We start from the raw sequence: 19594 nt of genomic DNA, 5'->3' as shown, positions 1-19594 counted from the left end.
CGGGGGTTCACGGCGACCTGAGGCCCGCCTCGTACGCGGCGATGACGAGCTGGGCCCGGTCGCGGGCGTTCAGCTTGGCGAGCAGCCGGCCGACGTGCGTCTTCACCGTGGCCATGCTGACGCTCAGGTGGTCGGCGATCTCGGTGTTGGACAGCCCGCGGGCGATCAGCGTGAGCACCTCGCGCTCGCGGTCGGTCACCCCGTCCAGCGTGGAGGCGGGGCGGCGCGCGGGCTCCGGCCGACGGGCGAACTCGGCGATGAGGCGGCGGGTCACGCTCGGCGCGAGGAGCGCGTCGCCGGAGGCGACCACGTCGATGGCGGCCAGCAGGCCCGACGGCGGCGTGTCCTTCAGCAGGAAGCCGCTCGCGCCCGCGCGGAGCGCGCCGTAGACGTAGGCGTCGAGGTCGAACGTGGTGAGGATGATCACCCGCGTCCCGGCGGTCTCCGCCGCGCCGCATATCCGGCGGGTAGCCTCGATGCCGTCCATCTCCGGCATCCGGATGTCCATGAGGACGATGTCGGGACGCTCGCGCCGGGCCAGCTCCACCGCCTCCGCGCCGTCGCCCGCCTCGCCGACCACGGTCAGGCCGGGGGCGGTCTCCACCAGCAGGCGGAAGCTGCCGCGCAGCAGGGCCTGGTCGTCGGCGATGAGCACGCGCACCGGGCCCTCCGAGACCGCGGTCACCGCGGCGTCCCGGTCAGCGGCAGGCGAGCGGACACCTCGAAGCCTCCCTCGGGTCGCGGTCCGGCGGCGAACGTTCCGCCGTACATCATGACGCGCTCGCGCATCCCCACGAGCCCGTGCCCGGGAGCTGGTGGGAGGGTGCGCCTCCCGGGGCCGTCGTCGGTCACCTCGACCCGCACCTCGCGCGCGCCGGCCTCGACCCGTACGCGGCAGCGGGCCGGGGCCGCGTGTTTCACCACGTTGGTGAGGGCCTCCTGGACGATGCGGAAGACCGACAGCTCGACGCCGTCCGGCAGCCTCTCCGCGCCGCGTACCTCCAGTTCCACCCGGACGCCCGCCATGCCCGCGCGCTCGGCCAGCGCGGGCAGCCCCGCGAGACCGGGAGCCGGGCCGAACGCGCCCTCCGCGTCCCGGCCGGGGTCCGGCTCCTGTTCCGATCGCAGGACGCCGAGCATGCGCCGCATCTCGGCGAGCGCGTCGCGGCTCGCCGTCTCGATGACGCGCAGCGCCTCGCGGGCCTCCTCCGGGCGTGCCTCGGCGACGTGGTTGGCCACGCCGGCCTTGACCGCGATCAGGCTCATGCCGTGCGCGACGACGTCGTGCAACTCGCGCGCGATGCGCAGCCGCTCCTCGGTCACCGCTCGCTGGGCGACCTGCTCGGCCCAGCGCGCGGCGTAGTACCGGCGTCCCCGTACGGCACGGGCGACCGTCAGCGTGCCGGCCATGGCCACGAGGCTCACCGGGACGGACCCGAGGCGGTTCATCCACCACGACGGCGTCTCGGGGAGGGACAGGCCGAACGCGAGGAGCGCGGTGAAGCCCGCCGCGGTGAGCACGCCGGCGACCGAGGTCGCGGTCCTGCCGCGCGGCGGCCGGGCGAGCACGACGGCGTAGAGCGCGTAGCAGGCCGCGAGGAACGGGTCACGCAGGACGCCGAGCAGCAGCGCGGCCAGTGACATGGTGACGACGGTGGAAAGGACCGCGACCGGCCACAGCCGCCGGACCGCCACCGGCAGGCCGACGCCGGCGAGCACCAGCGCCTGCGCCCACGTGGGCGCCCCAGTCGCCCGGTCCGACTGGAGCGTGACCGCCACCACGAGGGAGGTGTAACAGAGGGCGACCGCGCAGTCGAAGGCGACGAGCGCCCACCGGTCCCCGGAGGCGCCCCCGGGGCTCTCCGTCGGGGAAGCGTTCACCCGGCCGACCGTACCCGCCGGGCTCCGGCCGCGCCTCCGCCCGGAGGCCGTCATCCCCTGGTCTGACACCCGGCCGGGTCCGTACGACGGTGTCGGAGCGGCGGCCGACCCGGGAAATCCCGCCCCGGCGCGATGTGCCGGACGGACACCGCGCGGGATCGTGACGGACATGATCGAAGTGAGAGACCTCGTCAAGCGCTATGGGAGCACCGTCGCCGTGGACGGGCTGTCCTTCCAGGTGAGGCCGGGGCAGGTCACCGGATTCCTCGGCCCGAACGGGGCCGGGAAGTCGACGACCATGCGGATCGTCCTCGGCCTCGACGCGCCGACCTCGGGGGAGGGGCTGATCGGCGGCCGGCGCTACGCGGCGATGCGCCGCCCGCTCCAGCAGGTGGGCGCGCTTCTCGACGCGAGCGCGGTGCATCCCGGGCGCAGCGCGTACGACCACCTGCTCACGCTGGCCCGGACGAACGGGATCGGACCGCGACGGGTGGCCGCGCTGCTGGAGTCGGTCGGGCTGGCGGGCGTGGCCAGAAAGCGGGCCGGGACGTTCTCCCTCGGCATGAAGCAGCGCCTCGGGATCGCCGCCGCGCTGCTCGGCGACCCCGCCGTGCTGATGCTGGACGAGCCGGTCAACGGCCTGGACCCGGAGGGCGTGCGCTGGATCCGCGAGCTGATGCGCTCGCTCGCCGCCGAGGGGCGCACCGTGCTGCTGTCCAGCCACCTGATGAGCGAGATGGCGCTCACCGCCGACCACCTCGTGATCATCGGCCGGGGGCGGCTGATCGCGGACTGCCACATGCGCGACCTCGTGCCCGACGGCGAGTCGCTGGAGGACGCCTACCTGCGGCTGACCGCGGGCAGCGTGGAGCACGGAGCGGCCCGATGATCGCCTCCCTGTCGTCGGAATGGCTGAAGATCCGCTCGGTCCGCTCGACGTACGTCGTCCTCGCGGTGGTCGCCCTCGCGGTGGTCATCGGCGCCCTGTTCGTCTGGCAGGGGATGGCGGCGTTCGACGGGCTGCCCCTGGATCGGCGGGAGAAGTTCCGCGTGATCCCGATGGAGGAGTACATGCTGCCGATGGTCCAGCTCGCCCTGGGCGTGCTGGGCGTGCTGACGATCACCTCGGAGTACGCGCACGGCACCATCAGGTCCAGCCTCGTCGCCGTGCCCGCGCGGGGCACGCTGCTGGCGGCCAAGGCGGCGGCGGTGGCCGCCGTCGCGCTGGCGGCCGGTCAGGCGGCCGTGTTCGCGACCTTCCTCGTCACCCGGGCGCTCGTCGGCGACCGGCCCATCCCCGACCACGGCGCGTCGGTCGCCCAGCAGGCGCCGCAGCTCCTCCTGCTGGGGCTCTCCGTGGCGGTGTGCGCGATGGTCGGGCTGGCCTTCGGGGTGGCGACGCGGTCCACGGCCGGGGCCATCGTGTCGGTCGTCGCGCTGCTGTTCGTGATCCCGGCCGGGATCACCTACCTGCCCGCGCCCTGGGGGACGCGTTTGTCGGCGGTCATGCTGCCCAACCTGCCGGACCAGATCGCGGGCTCGCTGGGGTGGCGGTCCGAGGAGGTGGTGGTCGGGCCGTGGGCCCGGATCCCCGTCCTGCCGCCCGCCTGGGCGGCGGTCGCGCTCGCGGCGTACGTCGTGGCGCCCCTCGCCGTGGCGGCGGTGCTGTTCCGCCGCCGTGACGCGTGACCGGACCTCTCAGACACCCTGGGGGAGGCGGAACAGGCGGTCCGGGTCGTAGGCGGCCTTGACCCGGGCCAGCCGCTCGGCGTTGGCCCCGTAGTACTGCCGCCGCCAGCCCGTCAGCTCGGGGTCGATGTAGTTCACGTACGCGTGGTCGCCGAAGTGGGGGCGCATCGCCGCGTGCGTCGCCCTGGTCCAGGCGGCGCCCCCGGCCTGATGGGCGTAGTACTGCACGCTGAACAGGGCCCGGCGGTGCGGGAACGCGGTCCCGTCGGGCGCGATCCGGCCGACCGCGCCGCCGAGGGCGTCGAGCAGCACGGAGTGCCGCCCGGAGGCGGCCACCTGCCCGAGCAGCGCGGTGATCCCCGCCGCCGGCAGGGGCGCGTACGCCATGTGTGACTTGGCGGAGAACGCGTCGCGCACCAGCCGGCCGTCCGAGGTCTGGCCCGGCAGAGAGCCGGGGCGGTGACACTGCGACACCGTCATCGTCGAGCAGCCCGCCATGATCATCATGGCGTGGCCGTACGACGAGGGGGAGATCCACCGGCTGGACGGGTCCGACCCCACCCGCCGGACGAGATCGGCGAGCAGGCGCTCGCAGCCCGCCCGGTCGCCCACGTAGAGCCCGCCGATCTGCACGTCGAGCGAGGGGTCGTGGTTGAGGTGCAGGTTGGACCACATCGCGTCCGGCGCGTACGGCGCCCACGCCTGCCAGGCCCGGACGGCCGCGGCCGCCTTCTTCCACGGCCAGTGCAGGAAGAACACGGTGACGTCGCGGGTGGCGTGGGTCCGGAACGTGAAGGACGTCGCCACGCCGAAGTTGCCCCCGCCGCCTCCCCGCGACGCCCAGTAGAGGTCGGGGTGCTCGGTGGCGGAGCAGGTGACGACCCGCCCGTCGGCGGTCACGATCCGCGCCGACTCCAGCACGTCACAGGTCAGGCCGTACTTGCGGGAGACCACGCCGATGCCGCCGCCCAGCGTCAGCCCGGCGACGCCGACCGTCGGGCAGGACCCGGCGGGGATGCTCACGCCGTGCGCGCCGAGCCGGGAGTAGACATCCACCAGTCGGGCGCCCGCGCCGACCGTCGCCCGGCCGCCCGAGTAGCTGACCGCGTTCATCGGCGACACGTCGACGACCAGCCCGGGGCCGGTGGACCAGCCCGCGTAGCTGTGGCCGCCCGACCTCGAGGTCACCGCCACGCCGTACTTGCGGGCGAAGGCCAGGCACTCGGTCACGTCCGCCGCCGTCCGGCAGTACGCCACGGCGGCCGGACGCGTCCCGTCGAACGCGGTGTTGAACACCTTGCGCGCGGAGTCGTAGGAGGCGTCGCCGGGGCGGATGAGCCGCCCGCCGAGCCCGCGGCCGAGCGCCGACCAGTCCGCCGGGCGCGGACCGGCCCACGCGGGCGTGCCGGAGGCGAGGGCCGCGCCCGACGCGAGCGCCGTTCCCGCCAGCGCCGACACGCGGAGGAAGGCACGCCGATCGATCATGGTTCACTCCCCGAGGTTTGATCTCCCTCGTGAGACGTCCCGAGACCGATGATGGTTTGGTCACATTCCGGTCACCGCGCCGTATCGGCTCGCGTGAAATCCCGGCACCGTATGGAATCCGACCGGCGGCGGCTGAGTTGACGTGTGTGGCGTTCTGAGGTGGTATCGGGAACGTGGGTGGCGTGGAGCCCCCGGTCAATGGGGATCGGGGGACGAGACGGGCACCTGAGGAGAGATGACATGTCGGGGACGCGTCGGTCGCGTCGCGGGGGCTGCGCCCCGCGCTGTGGGATGCTGGTCGTACCGTCCTCTTCCGGCGTGACCGGTCCGCCTCTTATCACGAGGTCATGGACCCTCCGCTGAGGTCATCGGAATCCCGACAGCGGGTGCCGACCACACATGATTCCCCCTTTCGCGGACCGATCGCCTTGTCATGGGGCAGTACCACCAGGACCGCAACGAATATCCAGTACCTCACAAAGGAGTGAGTAGCGAGATGCCGCTCGAGACGGCGGGGAGCCGGCGCGAACCGGGAACGGCGCGCGGATCGGAATCGGCCCAGACGGAGCCGGAACCTGACGGAACTCGGACGGGGCGCGAACCGGAGGAGGCGCTGGACAGACTGCTCCGCGCCGCCGCCGAGAAGTGCGCACCCGCCCCGGAAGCCTCCTCGGGCGGGGACATCCTCGCCTTCCTCCGTGACTACTATCGCCTCGTCCCCCTTGAGGACCTGGCCGACCGCGACCCCGTGGACGTGTACGGCCCGGCCATGGCCCACCGGGACCTCGCCCGGAACCGGCCCCAGGGCAGGGCGCTGGTCAGCGCCTACACACCGACCATGGACGAGTGTGGCTGGGACCCCGGCCACTCCGTGATCCAGATCGTCACCGACGACATGTCGTTCCTGGTCGACTCGGTGATGATGGAGCTCGACCGGCACCACATCGGCATCCACCTCCTCGTCCACCCGCAGATGCGCGTCCGCCGGGACATGGCCGGCGCGATGCTCGGCTCCGGCCAGGACGAGGCCGCCGGCCAGGTCCTGCCCGAGTCGTGGATGCACATCGAGATCGACCGGCAGACCGACCCCGCCGCGCTCAAGGAGCTGGAGTCCGACCTGCAGCGGGTCCTGCAGGACGTCCGCCAGGCCGGCGAGGACTTCCCCAAGATGCGGGCGCTGGCCGTCAACACGGCGGAGGACGTCGCCGCCGACCCGCCGCCGCTCGCCGCCGCCGAGATCGCGGACGGCGTCGAGCTGCTCCGCTGGCTGGCCGACGACCACTTCATCTTCCTCGGCTCCCGCGAGTACCGCCTGGAGCAGACGGAGGAGGGCGACGCGCTGCGCGCCATCCCCGGCACCGGCCTCGGCATCCTGCGCGCCGACAAAGCGGGCTCGGAGAGCTTCGCCGCGCTGCCGCCAAAGGTGCGCGCCAAGGCCCGCGAGAAGCAGCTCATGATCGTCACCAAGGCCAACAGCCGCGCCACCGTGCACCGCCCGGCCTACCTCGACTACATCGGCGTCAAGCTCTTCTCGCCGCAGGGCGAGGTGATCGGCGAGCGCCGCTTCCTCGGCCTGTTCACCCACGACGCGTACAACGAGTCGATCACGCGGATCCCCGTGCTGGGGCGCAAGCTCGCCGACGTGCTCGACCGGGTCGAGCTGCCCGCCGACAGCCACGACGGTCAGGATCTGAAGGAGATCCTGGAGACCTACCCCCGGGCCGAGCTCTTCCAGATCCCGGCGGACGAGCTGCTGCCGATCGCGCTCGGCGTGCTCCGGCTGCGCGAGCGCAAGCAGGTCAAGCTGTTCCTGCGCAGGGACGACTACGGCCGCTACATCTCCTGCCTGATCTACCTCCCCCGCGACCGGTACACCACCAAGATCCGGCTCCGGATGCAGGAGATCCTGCTCAAGACGCTCGGCGGCTCCTCGCTCGACTACAGCACCATGATCGGCGAGCAGCCGCTGGCCCGCCTGCACGTGGTGATCCGCGGCGAGCGCGGCAAGTCGCTGGCCGAGGTGCCGGTCGACGTCGAGGAGCTGGAGGCGCGGCTCGCCGCCGCCACCCGTTCCTGGGACGAGGACCTGGTCGACGCCATCACCGGGCTGTGCTCCCCCGAGGAGAGCCCCGCCCTCGTCTCCCGGTACACCAACGCCTTCCCTGAGGGCTACAAGGCCGACTTCCCGGCACGTACCGCCGTCACCGACCTGAAGCGGCTGGAGGAGCTTCGCGAGGACGAGACCGGCGACATCGGGATGAACCTCTACGAGCCGTACGGCGCGGCCGAGGGCGAGCGGCGTTTCAAGATCTACCGGATCGGCGCGCACATCTCGCTGTCGCACGCCCTGCCGCTGCTGCAGCGCATGGGCGTCGAGGTCGTGGACGAGCGGCCGTACGAGATCAGGCGGGACGGCGACGCGGTCAAGGACGCCTGGATCTACGACTTCGGCCTGCGCTACACCCCCTCGGGCGAGGTCGACAGGAACGACGTCAAGCGGCTGTTCCACGACGCCTTCGCGGCCCTGTGGCGCGGCGAGGTCGAGAACGACGGCTTCAACGCGCTCGTGCTGGCCGGCGGCCTCACCTGGGAGCAGGCCGAGATCCTGCGCGCGTACGCCAAGTACCTGCGCCAGGCGGGCACCACGTTCAGCCAGGACTACATCGAGAAGGTGCTGCTCGGCAACGTCCGGCTGGCCCGGCTGCTCGTGCGGTTCTTCGAGGCGCGGCTCGCGCCCGGGCGTTCGGAGGAGGTCCGGTCGGAGCTGTGCGACGCGCTCAATGAGGAGATCCTCGCCTCCCTCGACGAGGTCGCCTCGCTCGACGAGGACCGCATCCTGCGGGCCTACCGGGAGATGATCGCGGCCACCCTGCGGACGAACTTCTACCAGAGGGCCGAGGGCGGCGGGCGCAAGCCGTACATCTCGCTCAAGTTCGACCCGCACGCGATCAGCGTGCTGCCGCTGCCGCGCCCCAAGTACGAGATCTTCGTCTACTCGCCGCGTGTCGAGGGCGTCCACCTCAGGTTCGGGAAGGTCGCCCGCGGCGGCCTGCGCTGGTCCGACCGCATGGAGGACTTCCGCACCGAGATCCTCGGCCTGGTCAAGGCCCAGATGGTGAAGAACACCGTCATCGTGCCCACCGGGTCCAAGGGCGGGTTCGTCGTGAAGCACCCGCCCGCGGGCGGCAGGGACGAGGTGCTGGCCGAGGGCATCGCCTGCTACCGGCAGTTCATCTCCGGCCTGCTGGACATCACCGACAACCTGGTGAACGGCGAGGTCGTCCCGCCGCCGGACGTCGTGCGGCACGACGGCGACGACACCTACCTCGTGGTCGCCGCCGACAAGGGCACCGCGTCGTTCTCCGACATCGCCAACGGGGTGGCCAAGGAGTACGGCTTCTGGCTCGGCGACGCTTTCGCCTCCGGCGGCTCCGTGGGCTACGACCACAAGGCCATGGGCATCACCGCGCGGGGCGCCTGGGAGTCGGTCAAGTACCACTTCCGGGGCCTGGGCGTGGACGTCCAGACCACCGACTTCACCGTCGTCGGCGTCGGCGACATGTCGGGCGACGTCTTCGGCAACGGCATGCTCCTGTCGGAGCACATCCGGCTGGTGGCGGCCTTCGACCACCGGCACGTCTTCGTGGACCCGTCGCCCGACTCGGCGACGAGCTACGTCGAGCGCCGCCGGCTGTTCGGGCTGCCGCGCAGCTCCTGGGCCGACTACGACTCCTCGCTGATCTCGGCGGGCGGCGGCGTCTGGCCGCGCACCGCCAAGTCGATCCCGATCTCGCCGCAGATGCGGGTCGTGCTGGGCATCCCCGAGGGCGTCACCGCCCTCGCGCCCAACGAGCTGATCAGCGCGATACTCAGGGCCCCCGTCGACCTCCTCTGGAACGGCGGCATCGGCACGTACGTCAAGGCCGCGTCGGAGAGCCACGCGGACGTCGGCGACAAGGCCAACGACGGCCTGCGCGTCAACGGCGCCGACCTGCGCTGCAAGGTCGTCGGCGAGGGCGGCAACCTCGGCTTCACCCAGCTCGGCCGGATCGAGTTCGCCCTGAACGGCGGGTTGATCAACACCGACTTCATCGACAACTCCGCCGGTGTGGACACCTCGGACCACGAGGTGAACATCAAGATCCTGCTCGACCAGGCCGTCCGCGAGGGCGATCTGGCCGACCGGCAGCGCGACGAGCTCTTCCTGGACATGACCGGCGAGGTCGGCGAGCTGGTGCTGCGCGACAACTACGCGCAGAACGTCGTGCTCGCCGCGGCCCGCGCCCAGGCGCCCGACATGCTGCACATCCACGCTCGCTACCTGCGGAAGCTGGAGCGAGCCGGGCTGGTCAACCGCGATCTGGAGCACCTCCCCTCGGACAAGGTCCTGGCCGAGCGGCGGCAGGCCGGCCTCGGGCTCACCCAGCCCGAGTTCTCGGTGCTGCTCGCCTACACCAAGCTCGTGGCGGACGCCGAGCTGCTCGCCTCCGACCTGCCCGACGACCCCTACCTCGCTCCGTGGCTGGTGTCGTACTTCCCGTCCGCGCTGCAGGACCGGTACCAGGGCTCCATGGACGCGCACCCGCTCCGCCGGGAGATCATCACGACACGGGTCGTGAACGACGTGGTCAACTTCGGCGGGACGAGCTTCGTGTTCCGTTTCGGCGAGGAGACCGGCGCGTCCACGCCGGACATCGTCCGGGCCTACCTCGTCGCCCGCGAGGTCTTCGACCTGCCGAGCCTCACCAGCCAGGTCGAGGCGCTGGACAACGAGGTGGACACCGCGACCCGGATCGCGATGCTGCTCGAAGGGCGCAAGCTGTCCGAGCGCGGCACCCGCTGGCTGCTCGGCAACCGGAGGCCGCCGCTCGACCTCGCGACGACCGCCCGGTTCTTCGCCGACGGCGCGAGCGCGCTGCTGCCGCACCTGCCCAAGCTGCTCACCGGCCTCGACCTGGCCGCGTACGAGGAGCGCAGGGACGGCTTCGTGGCGCGCGGTGTGCCGGACGAGCTGGCCGAGCGGGTCGCCGCGATGGTGCCCGCGTACTCCACGTTCGACCTGGTCGAGATCGCCGCGCTGACCGGGCTGCCGCTGCACGAGGTCGCCGAGGTGTACTTCGACCTGGCCGACCGCCTGCAGCTCGCCCGGCTCAGGGAGCGGGTCATCGCGCTGCCCCGGGACAACCGGTGGAACTCGATGGCGCGTTCCGCGCTCCGCGACGACCTGTACGCCGCGCACGCCACCCTCACCAGGGAGGTGCTGCTGCGCAGCGAGTCGGGGCTGTCCCCCGAGGAGCGGCTGGCCCGCTGGTCGGAGGCGAACGAGGCGGCCGTCGGACGGGCCAGGCAGACGCTGTCCGAGATCTGGGAGAGCGACCACTTCGACCTCGCCACCCTGTCGGTGGCGCTGCGGGCGGTGCGCACCCTGGTCACGTCCAGCAACCTGCCGCACACGGACGAGTGAGGCGCGGGGTGACCGAGGTCAGCGGGTCGTGGCCTTGGTCACCCGGCCGTCGTACCCGATGACGTGCGCGGGCGCGGTGGAGCTCCTGGGCGGCACCGCGCTCGCGTACTGCTGCGTCTCGATGATCCGCCGCTCCCTGCGCACCACCGGGTTGCTCAGGTCCCAGCGGGCGTCCTTCGGTATGGCGAGCGGCCGGCCGTACCCGCAGCTCAGCACGGGTGACCACGTGCTCGTCCGGAGCAGCGTGTAGAGGATGAGGCCGCCGCCGTCCTTCGTGCGCAGCGCGAAGACCGGGTAGTCCACTGCCGCGGCGAACAGCGAGTCGAAGTTCATGCAGTCGGCCTGGCGCGCCTTCTCCCGCCGGTTCTTGATATCGGTGGCGTACCCGGTGGTCTGTGGGCCGGGTGCGATCAGGCCGGAGGCGAAGCCGTCCTTGCCCTCCTCGGCGATCGTGGCGTGCAGCGGGCCCATCAGGTTCGGGCTGATCGCCACACTCTGGTCGCGGGACTCGAGGGGGGCGGCGTAGCCGTCCGCGTCGAGGGCCACCTCGGGGGCCTTCTCGTCCTTGTACAGCAGGGATTGGAAGCTGTTCTGCCACGCCGACTCGGCGTTCTGCCGTACGAACGTCAGCAGGGCGGTCCTGACCTGCCCGGAGGAGTCCCGGCGCTCCGCGGTCGCGGCGAACCACTGGTGGGACGCCTTGGCGGGCAGCCGGGGCACCAGCAGGGTGCGTTTGCCCCAGGTGTAGCGGGGCGGCTTCCCGCCGGAGGAGTGGAACTGGGCGATCGTGATCGGGCGCTGGCCGTCCCGATAGAGCTGGAGCGTCCAGCGCTGCGCCCGGCCGGCGCGTACGACGTCGTCGGTCGCGAGGAAGGTGTCCAGCGCGCTGCGGGCCTCCGCCAGCGTCACGGCGGGCGAGGCCGGCGGGCGGCTCGCCGAGGGCGACGCGCTCGCGGTGGCGGCGACCGGGCTGGGTGAGGGGGCCGGCGCGGCCGCCGAGCAGGCGGCGGTGGCGGCCAGGGCGAGCGCGAGCGCCGGACGGCAGGCGGAGGCGAGCACGCGTGCGGCTCCGTCCACCGTGGCCTCCTCTCGCGCACCCGGCACGCTGACAGCGGCCGCATGAGGGGCCACATCCCGGCCACATCGTAGCCAAGGCGCCGTACTCAACAGGGTCCCGTGTTCGCGTACCCTTTACAGACGTGGCAGTCATCGATCCAGCCGAAGAGATCAACGAGCTTACCGGCACCCTGAAGGGCATTCAGGACGTGCTCGACCTCGACGCCCTGCACAAGCAGATCGCCGAGCTGGAGGAGCAGGCTGCCGCGCCTGACCTGTGGAACGACGTGGAGCAGGCGCAGCGGGTCACCAGCAAGCTCTCTCACCTGCAGGGCGAGGTCAACCGGGTGCAGGGCCTGGCCCGGCGCCTGGACGACCTGCCGGTCATGTTCGAGCTCGCCGCCGAGGAAGGCGACGACGAGGCGCTCGCCGAGGCCGAGAGGGAGCTCGCCGCGCTCAAGTCGGACGTCGGCGCCCTGGAAGTGCGCACGCTGCTGTCCGGCGAGTACGACTCCCGCGAGGCGCTCGTCACGATCAACTCGCAGGCGGGCGGCGTGGACGCCGCCGACTGGGCGCAGATGCTCCTCCGCATGTACCTGCGCTGGGCCGAGCGCAAGGGTTACTCGACCGAGGTCTACGAGACGTCGTACGCCGAGGAGGCCGGCATCAAGTCGGCCACGTTCACCGTCAAGGCGCCCTACGCGTACGGCACCCTGCGCGGCGAGCACGGCACCCACCGCCTGGTCCGGATCAGCCCGTTCGACAACCAGGGCCGCCGCCAGACGTCCTTCGCGGGCGTGGACGTGGTGCCCGTCGTCGAGCAGACCGACCACATCGACATCAACGAGGACGACATCCGCGTCGATGTCTACCGCTCCTCCGGGCCGGGTGGTCAGGGCGTCAACACCACGGACTCGGCGGTCCGCATCACCCACCTGCCCACCGGCATCGTGGTCTCCTGCCAGAACGAGCGCTCGCAGTTGCAGAACCGAGCGACCGCCATGGCGGTCCTGCAGGCCAAGCTGCTGGAGCGCAAGCGCCAGGAGGAGGCCGCCGCGATGAACGAGCTCCGCGGTGAGAGCACGACCTCCTGGGGCACCCAGATCCGCAACTACGTCCTGCACCCGTACCAGATCGTCAAGGACCTGCGCACGGGCGTCGAGGCCGGCAACCCGACCGCCGTGCTGGACGGCGATCTCGACGAGTTCATCGAGGGCGAGATCCGCTGGATGCGCCGCCAGGAAAACGAGTAGTCCCCGGCCCTTCTCTCCTTCTCTGCGCCCCTCGCCACCGGCGAGCGCCATCAATCCTTACGGCGCCGAACCATCACGCGAGGGGCGCGGCGGTGTCTGGACTGAGGAGCGAGTGGGGAGCGAGGGACGAGCGACTCCGAGCGACGAGGGAAGACATCGCCTTTGGGCGGCCCGAGCCCGCGCGAGCGGAGCGAGCGCAAATAGACACGGACGCGGCGGTGTCTGGACTGAGGAGCGAGTGGGGAGCGAGGGACGAGCGACTCCGAGTGACGAGGGAAGACATCGCCTTTGGGCGGCCTGAGCCGCGCGAGCGGAGCGAGCGCAATGAACACAGCGCCCCGAGCCCGCGCGAGCGGAGCGAGCGCAAATAAACGCCGTAGCTCAGCCCACGTGTTTGAGCGCGAGCAGGGCCAGGGCGAGGATCACCGTCAGGGCGATGACCATGGGCGATAGCCCGAGGAAGCCGTGGTGGTGGACCTTGGCCCGGCCCGCGCGGCACACCGGGCAGCGTCCCTCGACGACAGGGCCGGCGCACGCGGCGCAGATCAGATGTTCACAGCTCATGGCAGCTCTTCCTTCCCGCCAGCCAGACCCTAATCGTTTTGTTTCCGTTATGGACGTTCCGTGTCAGTGTTACCCCTAGACTGGCCTTCGGCCAATCGGAACGTCGATCCTTCGCAAAGAGACCGGCGCCCCCCGGGCTGGTTGTCCCAACCCCTAGACTGGCATGCCGTGATGCGCTCGTGATCCATTTCGATAATGTCACCAAGGTCTACGCGAACCAGAACCGGCCCGCCCTCGACCACGTGAGCGTGGATGTCGACAAGGGCGAGTTCGTGTTCCTCGTGGGTCCGTCGGGATCGGGGAAGTCGACCTTCCTCAGGCTGGTCCTCAAGGAGGAGCGGCCAAATTCCGGTGCGATCCATGTCGCCGGCAAGGACCTCGCGAAGCTCTCGAATTTCAAGGTGCCGCACCTGCGGCGCCGCATCGGATGTGTCTTCCAGGACTTCCGGTTGCTGCCCAAGAAGAACGTCTACGAGAACGTGGCGTTCGCCCTCGAGGTCATCGGGAAGCCCCGCCGGTTCATCCGCAAGGTGGTCCCCGAGGTCATCGAGCTGGTCGGCCTGGAGGGCAAGGCCCACCGCATGCCGGAGGAGCTGTCGGGTGGTGAGCAGCAGCGGGTCGCCATGGCTCGCGCGTTCGTGAACCGTCCTATGATCCTCCTTGCCGACGAGCCGACCGGGAACATCGACCCGGCGACGAGCATCGGCATCATGAAGGTGCTCGACCGCATCAACAGGACCGGCACCACCGTGCTGATGGCCACGCACGACGCGGCCATCGTCGACTCCATGCGGAAGCGTGTGGTCGAGCTGGAGGACGGCAAGATCGTCCGTGACCAGTCGCGCGGGGTGTACGGCCAGGCGTACTAGCCCACGAGTGGCGGTCCGGGGCGGCGCCAGGCGCCGCCTGGGCGCCGCGTAGTCAGTTTGGAGTAACGGGGAGCATGCGGGCCAATTTCATCTTCTCCGAGGTCTGGATCGGCCTCCGCCGAAACCTCACGATGACCATCGCGGTCGTCGTGACCGTCGCGGTCGGCATGGGGCTGCTCGGCATCGGACTGATGATCAACTCCCAGGTCTCGTCCCTGACCAACTTCTGGATGGACAAGGTCGAGCTCTCGGTCTTCCTCTGTGGGAAGAACGACGCGTTCCCCGCCTGCAAGAACAAGGGCGCGATCACCCCGGACCAGAAGACCAAGCTGAAGCAGACGATCGAGGCCATGCCCGACGTCCAGAAGGTCGACTACGAGGACCAGAACGCGGCGTACAAGAACTTCCAGGATTCCGGGGGCAACAGCATCCTGCTCTCGGTGCTCAAGCCGGAGGACCTGCCCGAGTCCTTCCGGGTGAAGCTCAAGGACCCGGACAAGGCGTCGGCGGTCGAGCAGAGCCTGAAGGGCCAGCCGGGCGTCTCCAACATCGTGAACCAGCGGCAGATCCTCGACTCGGTCTTCGGCTTCATGGGGAAGCTCCGCAACATGGCCCTCGCCATCGCCATCCTGATGGTGCTCGCGGCGACCCTGCTGATCGGCAACACGGTCCGGCTCTCGGCGTACAACCGCCGGAGAGAGACCGGCATCATGCGGCTGGTCGGTGCCTCGAACGTCTACATCCAGCTTCCGTTCGTCATGGAAGGCGTCATCGCCGGCCTGATCGGCGGTGTTCTCGCCGCGGTTCTGCTGATCGTCACGAAGATCCTGATCTTCGACCAGATCCAGATGTACATGACCGCGCCGCTGAGCTGGAACACGCTCGCCGGAGTGATCACGCTGACCATGGTCGTGGGTGTGGTGATCTGTCTCCTGGCGTCCTTCGTGACCCTGCGTCGTTATCTGAAGGTGTGACGGGGCCATGGTCGCGCTCTTCCGCGCCGTTCGAGGCTCCGGCCGCCGGTAGGCTCCCTATATGCCACGTGAGATCGGGCGCAAGCTCATCGCTCAGAACAAGCGTGCCCGGCACGACTACTTCATCGAGGACACGTACGAGGCCGGGCTCGTCCTCACCGGCACGGAGGTCAAGTCCCTCCGGGCCGGAAAGGCCAATCTCACCGACGGCTACGCGACCGTCGACGGCGGTGAGGCATGGCTGATCAACGCGTACATCCCTGAGTACAGCCAGGGCACGTGGACCAACCATGCCGCGCGGCGCACCCGCAAGCTGCTGCTGCACCGCAAGGAGATCGGCAAGATTCTGCAGATCCTCAAGGAGCGCGGCCTGACCCTGGTCCCTCTCTCCCTGTACTTCAAGGACGGCAAGGCCAAGGTCGAGATCGGCGTCGCGCGCGGTAAGAAGGACTACGACAAGCGGCAGACCCTGATGGAGAAGCAGGCCAGCCGCGAGATGGCGCGGGCGATGTCCAACGCCGTCCGGCGTCGGGGGGGCCGCTAGGCCGTGTCCGCCGCGAAAGCCGTACGGGCGGCGCTGGCCCTGGGGCTGGCCGTGCCCATGCTGACCGCCTGTTTCGAGGAGCCGTCCCCGCTCGACGCCGTACGAGACTTCCTCGTGGGCTGGCAGAGTGGGGACTACGCGGGCGCGGCCCGCAGGGCCGACGGCGACCCGGCCGTCGTACGGCGGGCCCTGGAGGACGTCGGCGTCCAACTCGACGCCGCGTCGTTCCGGTTCTCGCTCAAGGGCGTGAAGCGTGACGGCGACAGCGCGAAGGCCGAGTACCACGCCGAGGTGGATCTCGGTGAGAACAACCCGCTGTGGGAGTACGACAGCACGCTGCCGCTCCACCAGGTGGACGGCCAGTGGAAGATCCAGTGGTCGCCGAGCGTGATCCACCCCGAGCTGCACGCCGGGGAACGGTTCGCCGTGGACGTTGAGCCGCTGGCGCGGCAGCCGATCCTCGACCGGGCGGGCGAGTCGCTGCAGGACGAGACGCTCCGCTACGTCGCGGGCGTCTATCCCGACAAGATCGCGGACAAGACGGCGCTGTGCGCGCAGCTGTCCCAGGTGACCGGGTTCGCGGAGGACCGCCTGCTCAGCCGCATCCTGTCGTCGCCGCCGCAGTCGTTCGTGCCGCTCGCGACGTTCGGTGGCAGAACCTTCAGCCAGGTCAAGGACAAGCTGAAGGCCATCAAGGGCATCTCGATCGTGACGGACAGCCTGCCGGTGGCGCCCAAGTCGCCCAAGGACATCGTCGGCCGCGTCGCCGCGATCACCCCGGAGGCGGAGCAGCAGCTCGGCGGCCCGCAGCGGGCCGGCGACACCGTGGGCCGGGACGGCCTGCAGAAGGCCTACCAGGACCAGCTCACCGGCTCCACCGAGACCAAGGTCGTGATCCTCGACTCCTCGGGCAAGCAGGTCAAGGAGCTCAAGGCGTGGCCGGGCCGGGCGAACACCTCGGTCCGTACGACGATCGACTCCGGCCTGCAGGCCGCGGGGGACAGCGCCGTCGCCGCGTCGCAGCAGGTCGCGCTGGTGGCGCTCCAGGCGTCCACCGGCGAGATCCGCGCGGTCTCCACTCAGGGGATGAGCCAGCAGAAGGACGCCCTGGCCGGGAAGTTCCCCGCCGGCACCACCTTCTCGATCATCGCCGCCGACGCGCTGCTCAAGAACGGCTTCGACGCCAAGCAGAAGGTGCCGTGCAGCGCGGACCGTTCGGTGGCCGGGGCGCGGTTCCAGCACGCCGGATACACCGGAGGGACCACCCCGACGTTCGCGACCGACTTCGCACGCGGCTGTGTGACGGCGCTGGCGTCCCTGGCCCGGCGGGTCACGGGTGACGCGGTCGTCGCGAGCGCGGAGAAGTACGGCATCGGCAGCCCGTGGGAGCTCCCGCTCGCCTCGTTCAGCGGCGCCCTGCCGAACCCGGCGAGCGACGCCGCCACCGCGAAGCTCATCGCGGGGCAGACCGTGCGGGTGAGCCCGCTGACCATGGCGCTCGTCGCCGGGGCGGTCAAGTCGGGCACCTGGCGCCCGCCGGTGCTGGTCACCTCGCCGTCCTCGCCGGACCCCACCGCGGAGGTGGCCCCGGCCGCGCCGCCCGCCCCCGTACCGCTCGACCCCACGGTCGTCGAGAAGATCCGCACGCTCATGCGCGCCGGGGTGACCTCCGGGGCGGCCCACGCCGCCACCGCTCCCGGCGACCCCGTGTACGGCGTGGCGGCCGGCATCGGCTACGTCGTGAAGAAGCAGCGGCGCGACCTGTCGTGGTTCGTCGGCTGGCAGGGCGACATCGCGGTCGCCGTGGTGGCGGAGAGCACCGACGCCTCCGCAGCGGCGACGGTGGCGGGGCGATTCTTCCGCCAGGCGGACCCGAAGAAGCTCTGACAGAAAAAAATCTGAGAGGCGAGCAACCATCCGGGCCTCCGGAGGCGTCTGTCTAAGTGACTGAGCACCGCTTGGGGGGTTGCGGACTCAGTCACCGTGATGAGACCAGGGCTCCATCTCGGGGGGAGCCCTGCCGTCCGGACCGGCTCGACCCTGCCGGTCGGCCCCCGGGGGCGTGCGTGATGGCGCGCCTCCGGGGGCTTCGTCATCCCCGCCGGCTGATCGGGAATTGGGTTCGCGTGCCCAGTGTTGGGCATGTATGGTTGCGATGCCGATCCCCGCGGGGGCCGGGTTGACAACTCAACAGGGGGTGACCGGTTTCGACTTCGACATTGCAAGTCAGGGGAAGCGGGTCGAGGACTGCGGACATAACCTCGTTAACACTGTGACCGCAAACCAATAAGTGCCAATAACACGCGCACTGAGGTCAGCCAGGGCTCCCTGGCCCTCGCCGCCTAAGCAGCGAGAGACCTCTGTCAGCCCGGGACCGCCTCCGGCCCGGATCTGACATCGCTAGGAGGCTCAACCGAGCGACCCGGTCACGGGGTCGATCGGGAAACCAAACAGTGACTGAGCCCGTCGGCGACTCGCCTGTGAGATTGCCGGGGCTGAGAAAAACGTAACAGGCTGCACCCGGAGAAGCCCTGTCTTGGTGTTGAAGGACGCGGGTTCGATTCCCGCCACCTCCACTTGGGAGACCCGTGGTCGACGGCTTTGCAGCCGTCTTCCGCGGGTCGTTGTTTTTACCCAGGGGGTCGACCCCCTGGAACCTCCGAATGCAGACCCGTGGTCGACGGTTTGGTAGTCGTCTTCCGCGGGTCGTTGTTTTGTCCGGGACCTGGAACCCAGGGCAGGAGCCGCGAGGGGCGGTCGCGTCGGTGGACATCACCGACGGGGCCGCCCCTCGGCGCGTTCTCAGGCCCCTGCGGCGGCGTCGAGCGCGGCCGGTCCGAGGCCGGGGCCGGGGCGTGCGCGGACGAAACTGTCGTGGCCGAGCAGCCCGAGCAGCCGCAGGTGGTCCAGCCCGGCCGTGCCCGGCGGCGGGGTGAACACCAGCACCCGCTGGTCCTCCGAGGGGGTGAGCAGGGTCTCGCAGTCCAGTTCGAGCAAGCCGATCTCCGGGTGCAGGACGCGCATCCGGCTGCCGCGCCGTACCGCGACCTCGTGCCGGTCCCACAGCTCGGCGAACTCGGGGCTCGCGGCGCGCAACCGGGCGACCAGGGCCCGTGCGGGGGCGTCGCCGCCACGCCGGGTGAAGGCCGCGCGCAGGTCGGCGACGTGGACCCGGCTGTAGTGCTCCTGCTCGTCCTCCGGATAAGCGGCCCGGACCACGGGGTCGGTGAACCAGCGCCACACGATGTTGCGGTCCGGCGGACTGACGGAGCACACGCAGCCGAAAAGGGCCTCGGCCAGCGTGTTCTGCGCGAGCAGGTCGCCGAGGTCGCTGAGGATCTGGGCCGGGGTGTCGGACAGCCGGTCGAGCAGGAACAGCAGGCCGGGCCGTACGTGTGATCCGGCCTGGCGGCCGGCGGGCGGGCGGTGCCCGGCGAGCAGGTAGAGGTGGTCGCGTCCGTCCTCGTCCAGCCGCAGCGCCCGCGAGAGCGCGGCGAGCATCTGGACCGACGGCTGCGGGCCGCGGGCCTGCTCCAGCCGCATGTAGTAGTCCGCCGACATGCCGGCGAGCCGGGAGACCTCCTCCCGGCGCAGTCCGGGGGTGCGCCGCCGGGGCCCTGACGGGAGTCCGACCTCCTCTGGCCGGAGCCGTTCGCGGGATCGACGGAGGAAATCGGCGAGTTCGTCGCGATTCATCGCCATGTCGGGAATTCTGGCAGCTCACGCTGACCATAACCACGGACCGTCGGTCCTAGGCAAAGCGCTCCGCTCCTCAACGCCGGCGGGCTCGGGCAGCCTCCTCGTGGGGCGACCGG

13 protein-coding genes, 1 other RNA gene and 1 pseudogene are annotated in these 19594 nt (G+C 70.8%); 9 read left to right on the top strand and 6 right to left on the bottom strand.

Annotated features, from left to right (window positions below):
- Positions 1 to 7 precede the first annotated feature (7 nt).
- Together AWQ68_RS00680 and AWQ68_RS44090 are read right to left on the bottom strand one after the other, a co-directional pair.
- Positions 8 to 685: a response regulator gene (locus AWQ68_RS00680; protein WP_084463527.1), complete on the bottom strand. Its 678-nt coding sequence runs from the start codon at positions 683 to 685 to the stop codon at positions 8 to 10.
- Complete coding sequence (locus AWQ68_RS44090; protein WP_218006735.1) at positions 682 to 1881, bottom strand: sensor histidine kinase; 1200 nt, start codon at positions 1879 to 1881, stop codon at positions 682 to 684. The genes AWQ68_RS00680 and AWQ68_RS44090 overlap by 4 nt, the downstream gene beginning before the upstream one ends.
- Before the next feature lie 169 nt (positions 1882 to 2050).
- Between AWQ68_RS44090 and AWQ68_RS00670 the strand changes: the two are divergent.
- Both AWQ68_RS00670 and AWQ68_RS00665 read left to right on the top strand, forming a co-directional pair.
- Positions 2051 to 2695, top strand: a pseudogene (locus AWQ68_RS00670) (ABC transporter ATP-binding protein); the annotation flags it as partial.
- Between the two features lie 71 nt (positions 2696 to 2766).
- Entirely contained in the window at positions 2767 to 3570 is an 804-nt protein-coding gene (locus AWQ68_RS00665; RefSeq protein WP_066932902.1) for an ABC transporter permease, read from the top strand.
- A gap of 9 nt (positions 3571 to 3579) precedes the next feature.
- On the opposite strand, the gene AWQ68_RS00660 is transcribed toward AWQ68_RS00665, so the two are convergent.
- The gene (locus AWQ68_RS00660) at positions 3580 to 5055 is read right to left on the bottom strand and encodes an FAD-binding oxidoreductase (protein ID WP_174554063.1); all 1476 of its coding nucleotides are present in this window, start codon (positions 5053 to 5055) and stop codon (positions 3580 to 3582) included.
- A 496-nt stretch (positions 5056 to 5551) separates the two neighbouring features.
- Here AWQ68_RS00660 and AWQ68_RS00655 point away from each other — a divergent pair, with 496 nt between their 5' ends.
- Positions 5552 to 10519, top strand: a complete 4968-nt coding sequence (locus AWQ68_RS00655; protein ID WP_084463525.1) for an NAD-glutamate dehydrogenase — start codon at positions 5552 to 5554, stop codon at positions 10517 to 10519.
- An 18-nt stretch (positions 10520 to 10537) separates the two neighbouring features.
- Here AWQ68_RS00655 and AWQ68_RS00650 read toward each other — a convergent pair whose 3' ends face one another.
- Positions 10538 to 11596: a DUF8094 domain-containing protein gene (locus tag AWQ68_RS00650; protein WP_157544732.1), complete on the bottom strand. Its 1059-nt coding sequence runs from the start codon at positions 11594 to 11596 to the stop codon at positions 10538 to 10540.
- A 122-nt stretch (positions 11597 to 11718) separates the two neighbouring features.
- On the opposite strand from AWQ68_RS00650, the gene prfB reads away from it, so the two are divergent.
- The gene (gene prfB / locus AWQ68_RS00640) at positions 11719 to 12828 is read left to right on the top strand and encodes a peptide chain release factor 2 (protein ID WP_066932893.1); all 1110 of its coding nucleotides are present in this window, start codon (positions 11719 to 11721) and stop codon (positions 12826 to 12828) included.
- Between the two features lie 381 nt (positions 12829 to 13209).
- Here prfB and AWQ68_RS00635 read toward each other — a convergent pair whose 3' ends face one another.
- On the bottom strand, positions 13210 to 13392 hold the full coding sequence (locus tag AWQ68_RS00635; protein ID WP_066932890.1) for an RING finger protein: 183 nt from the start codon (positions 13390 to 13392) through the stop codon (positions 13210 to 13212).
- Between the two features lie 179 nt (positions 13393 to 13571).
- Between AWQ68_RS00635 and ftsE the strand changes: the two genes are divergently transcribed.
- The 5 genes from ftsE (at position 13572) to ssrA (ending at position 18358) form a co-directional block, all read left to right on the top strand.
- Positions 13572 to 14261 (top strand): cell division ATP-binding protein FtsE, encoded by a 690-nt coding sequence (gene ftsE / locus AWQ68_RS00630; protein WP_061253481.1) that lies wholly within the window; start codon positions 13572 to 13574, stop codon positions 14259 to 14261.
- Between the two features lie 74 nt (positions 14262 to 14335).
- Positions 14336 to 15235, top strand: a complete 900-nt coding sequence (gene ftsX / locus AWQ68_RS00625; RefSeq protein ID WP_066932888.1) for a permease-like cell division protein FtsX — start codon at positions 14336 to 14338, stop codon at positions 15233 to 15235.
- 61 nt (positions 15236 to 15296) lie between these two features.
- Positions 15297 to 15779, top strand: a complete 483-nt coding sequence (gene smpB / locus AWQ68_RS00620) for an SsrA-binding protein SmpB (RefSeq protein WP_066932885.1) — start codon at positions 15297 to 15299, stop codon at positions 15777 to 15779.
- A 3-nt stretch (positions 15780 to 15782) separates the two neighbouring features.
- Complete coding sequence (locus AWQ68_RS00615; RefSeq protein WP_084463524.1) at positions 15783 to 17666, top strand: penicillin-binding transpeptidase domain-containing protein; 1884 nt, start codon at positions 15783 to 15785, stop codon at positions 17664 to 17666.
- 306 nt (positions 17667 to 17972) lie between these two features.
- Positions 17973 to 18358: a transfer-messenger RNA gene (gene ssrA / locus AWQ68_RS00610) on the top strand.
- 223 nt (positions 18359 to 18581) lie between these two features.
- Here the strand turns inward: ssrA and AWQ68_RS00605 are convergent.
- Positions 18582 to 19481: a helix-turn-helix transcriptional regulator gene (locus tag AWQ68_RS00605; RefSeq protein WP_084463523.1), complete on the bottom strand. Its 900-nt coding sequence runs from the start codon at positions 19479 to 19481 to the stop codon at positions 18582 to 18584.
- Between the last annotated feature and the right edge of the window lie 113 nt (positions 19482 to 19594).

It is taken from the genome of Microtetraspora fusca (assembly GCF_001570365.1).
GTDB classification, from domain to species: domain Bacteria; phylum Actinomycetota; class Actinomycetes; order Streptosporangiales; family Streptosporangiaceae; genus Microtetraspora; species Microtetraspora fusca.
The sequence above is the reverse complement of the archived record's forward strand: the minus strand, read 5'-3'. Positions and strand labels throughout refer to the sequence as shown.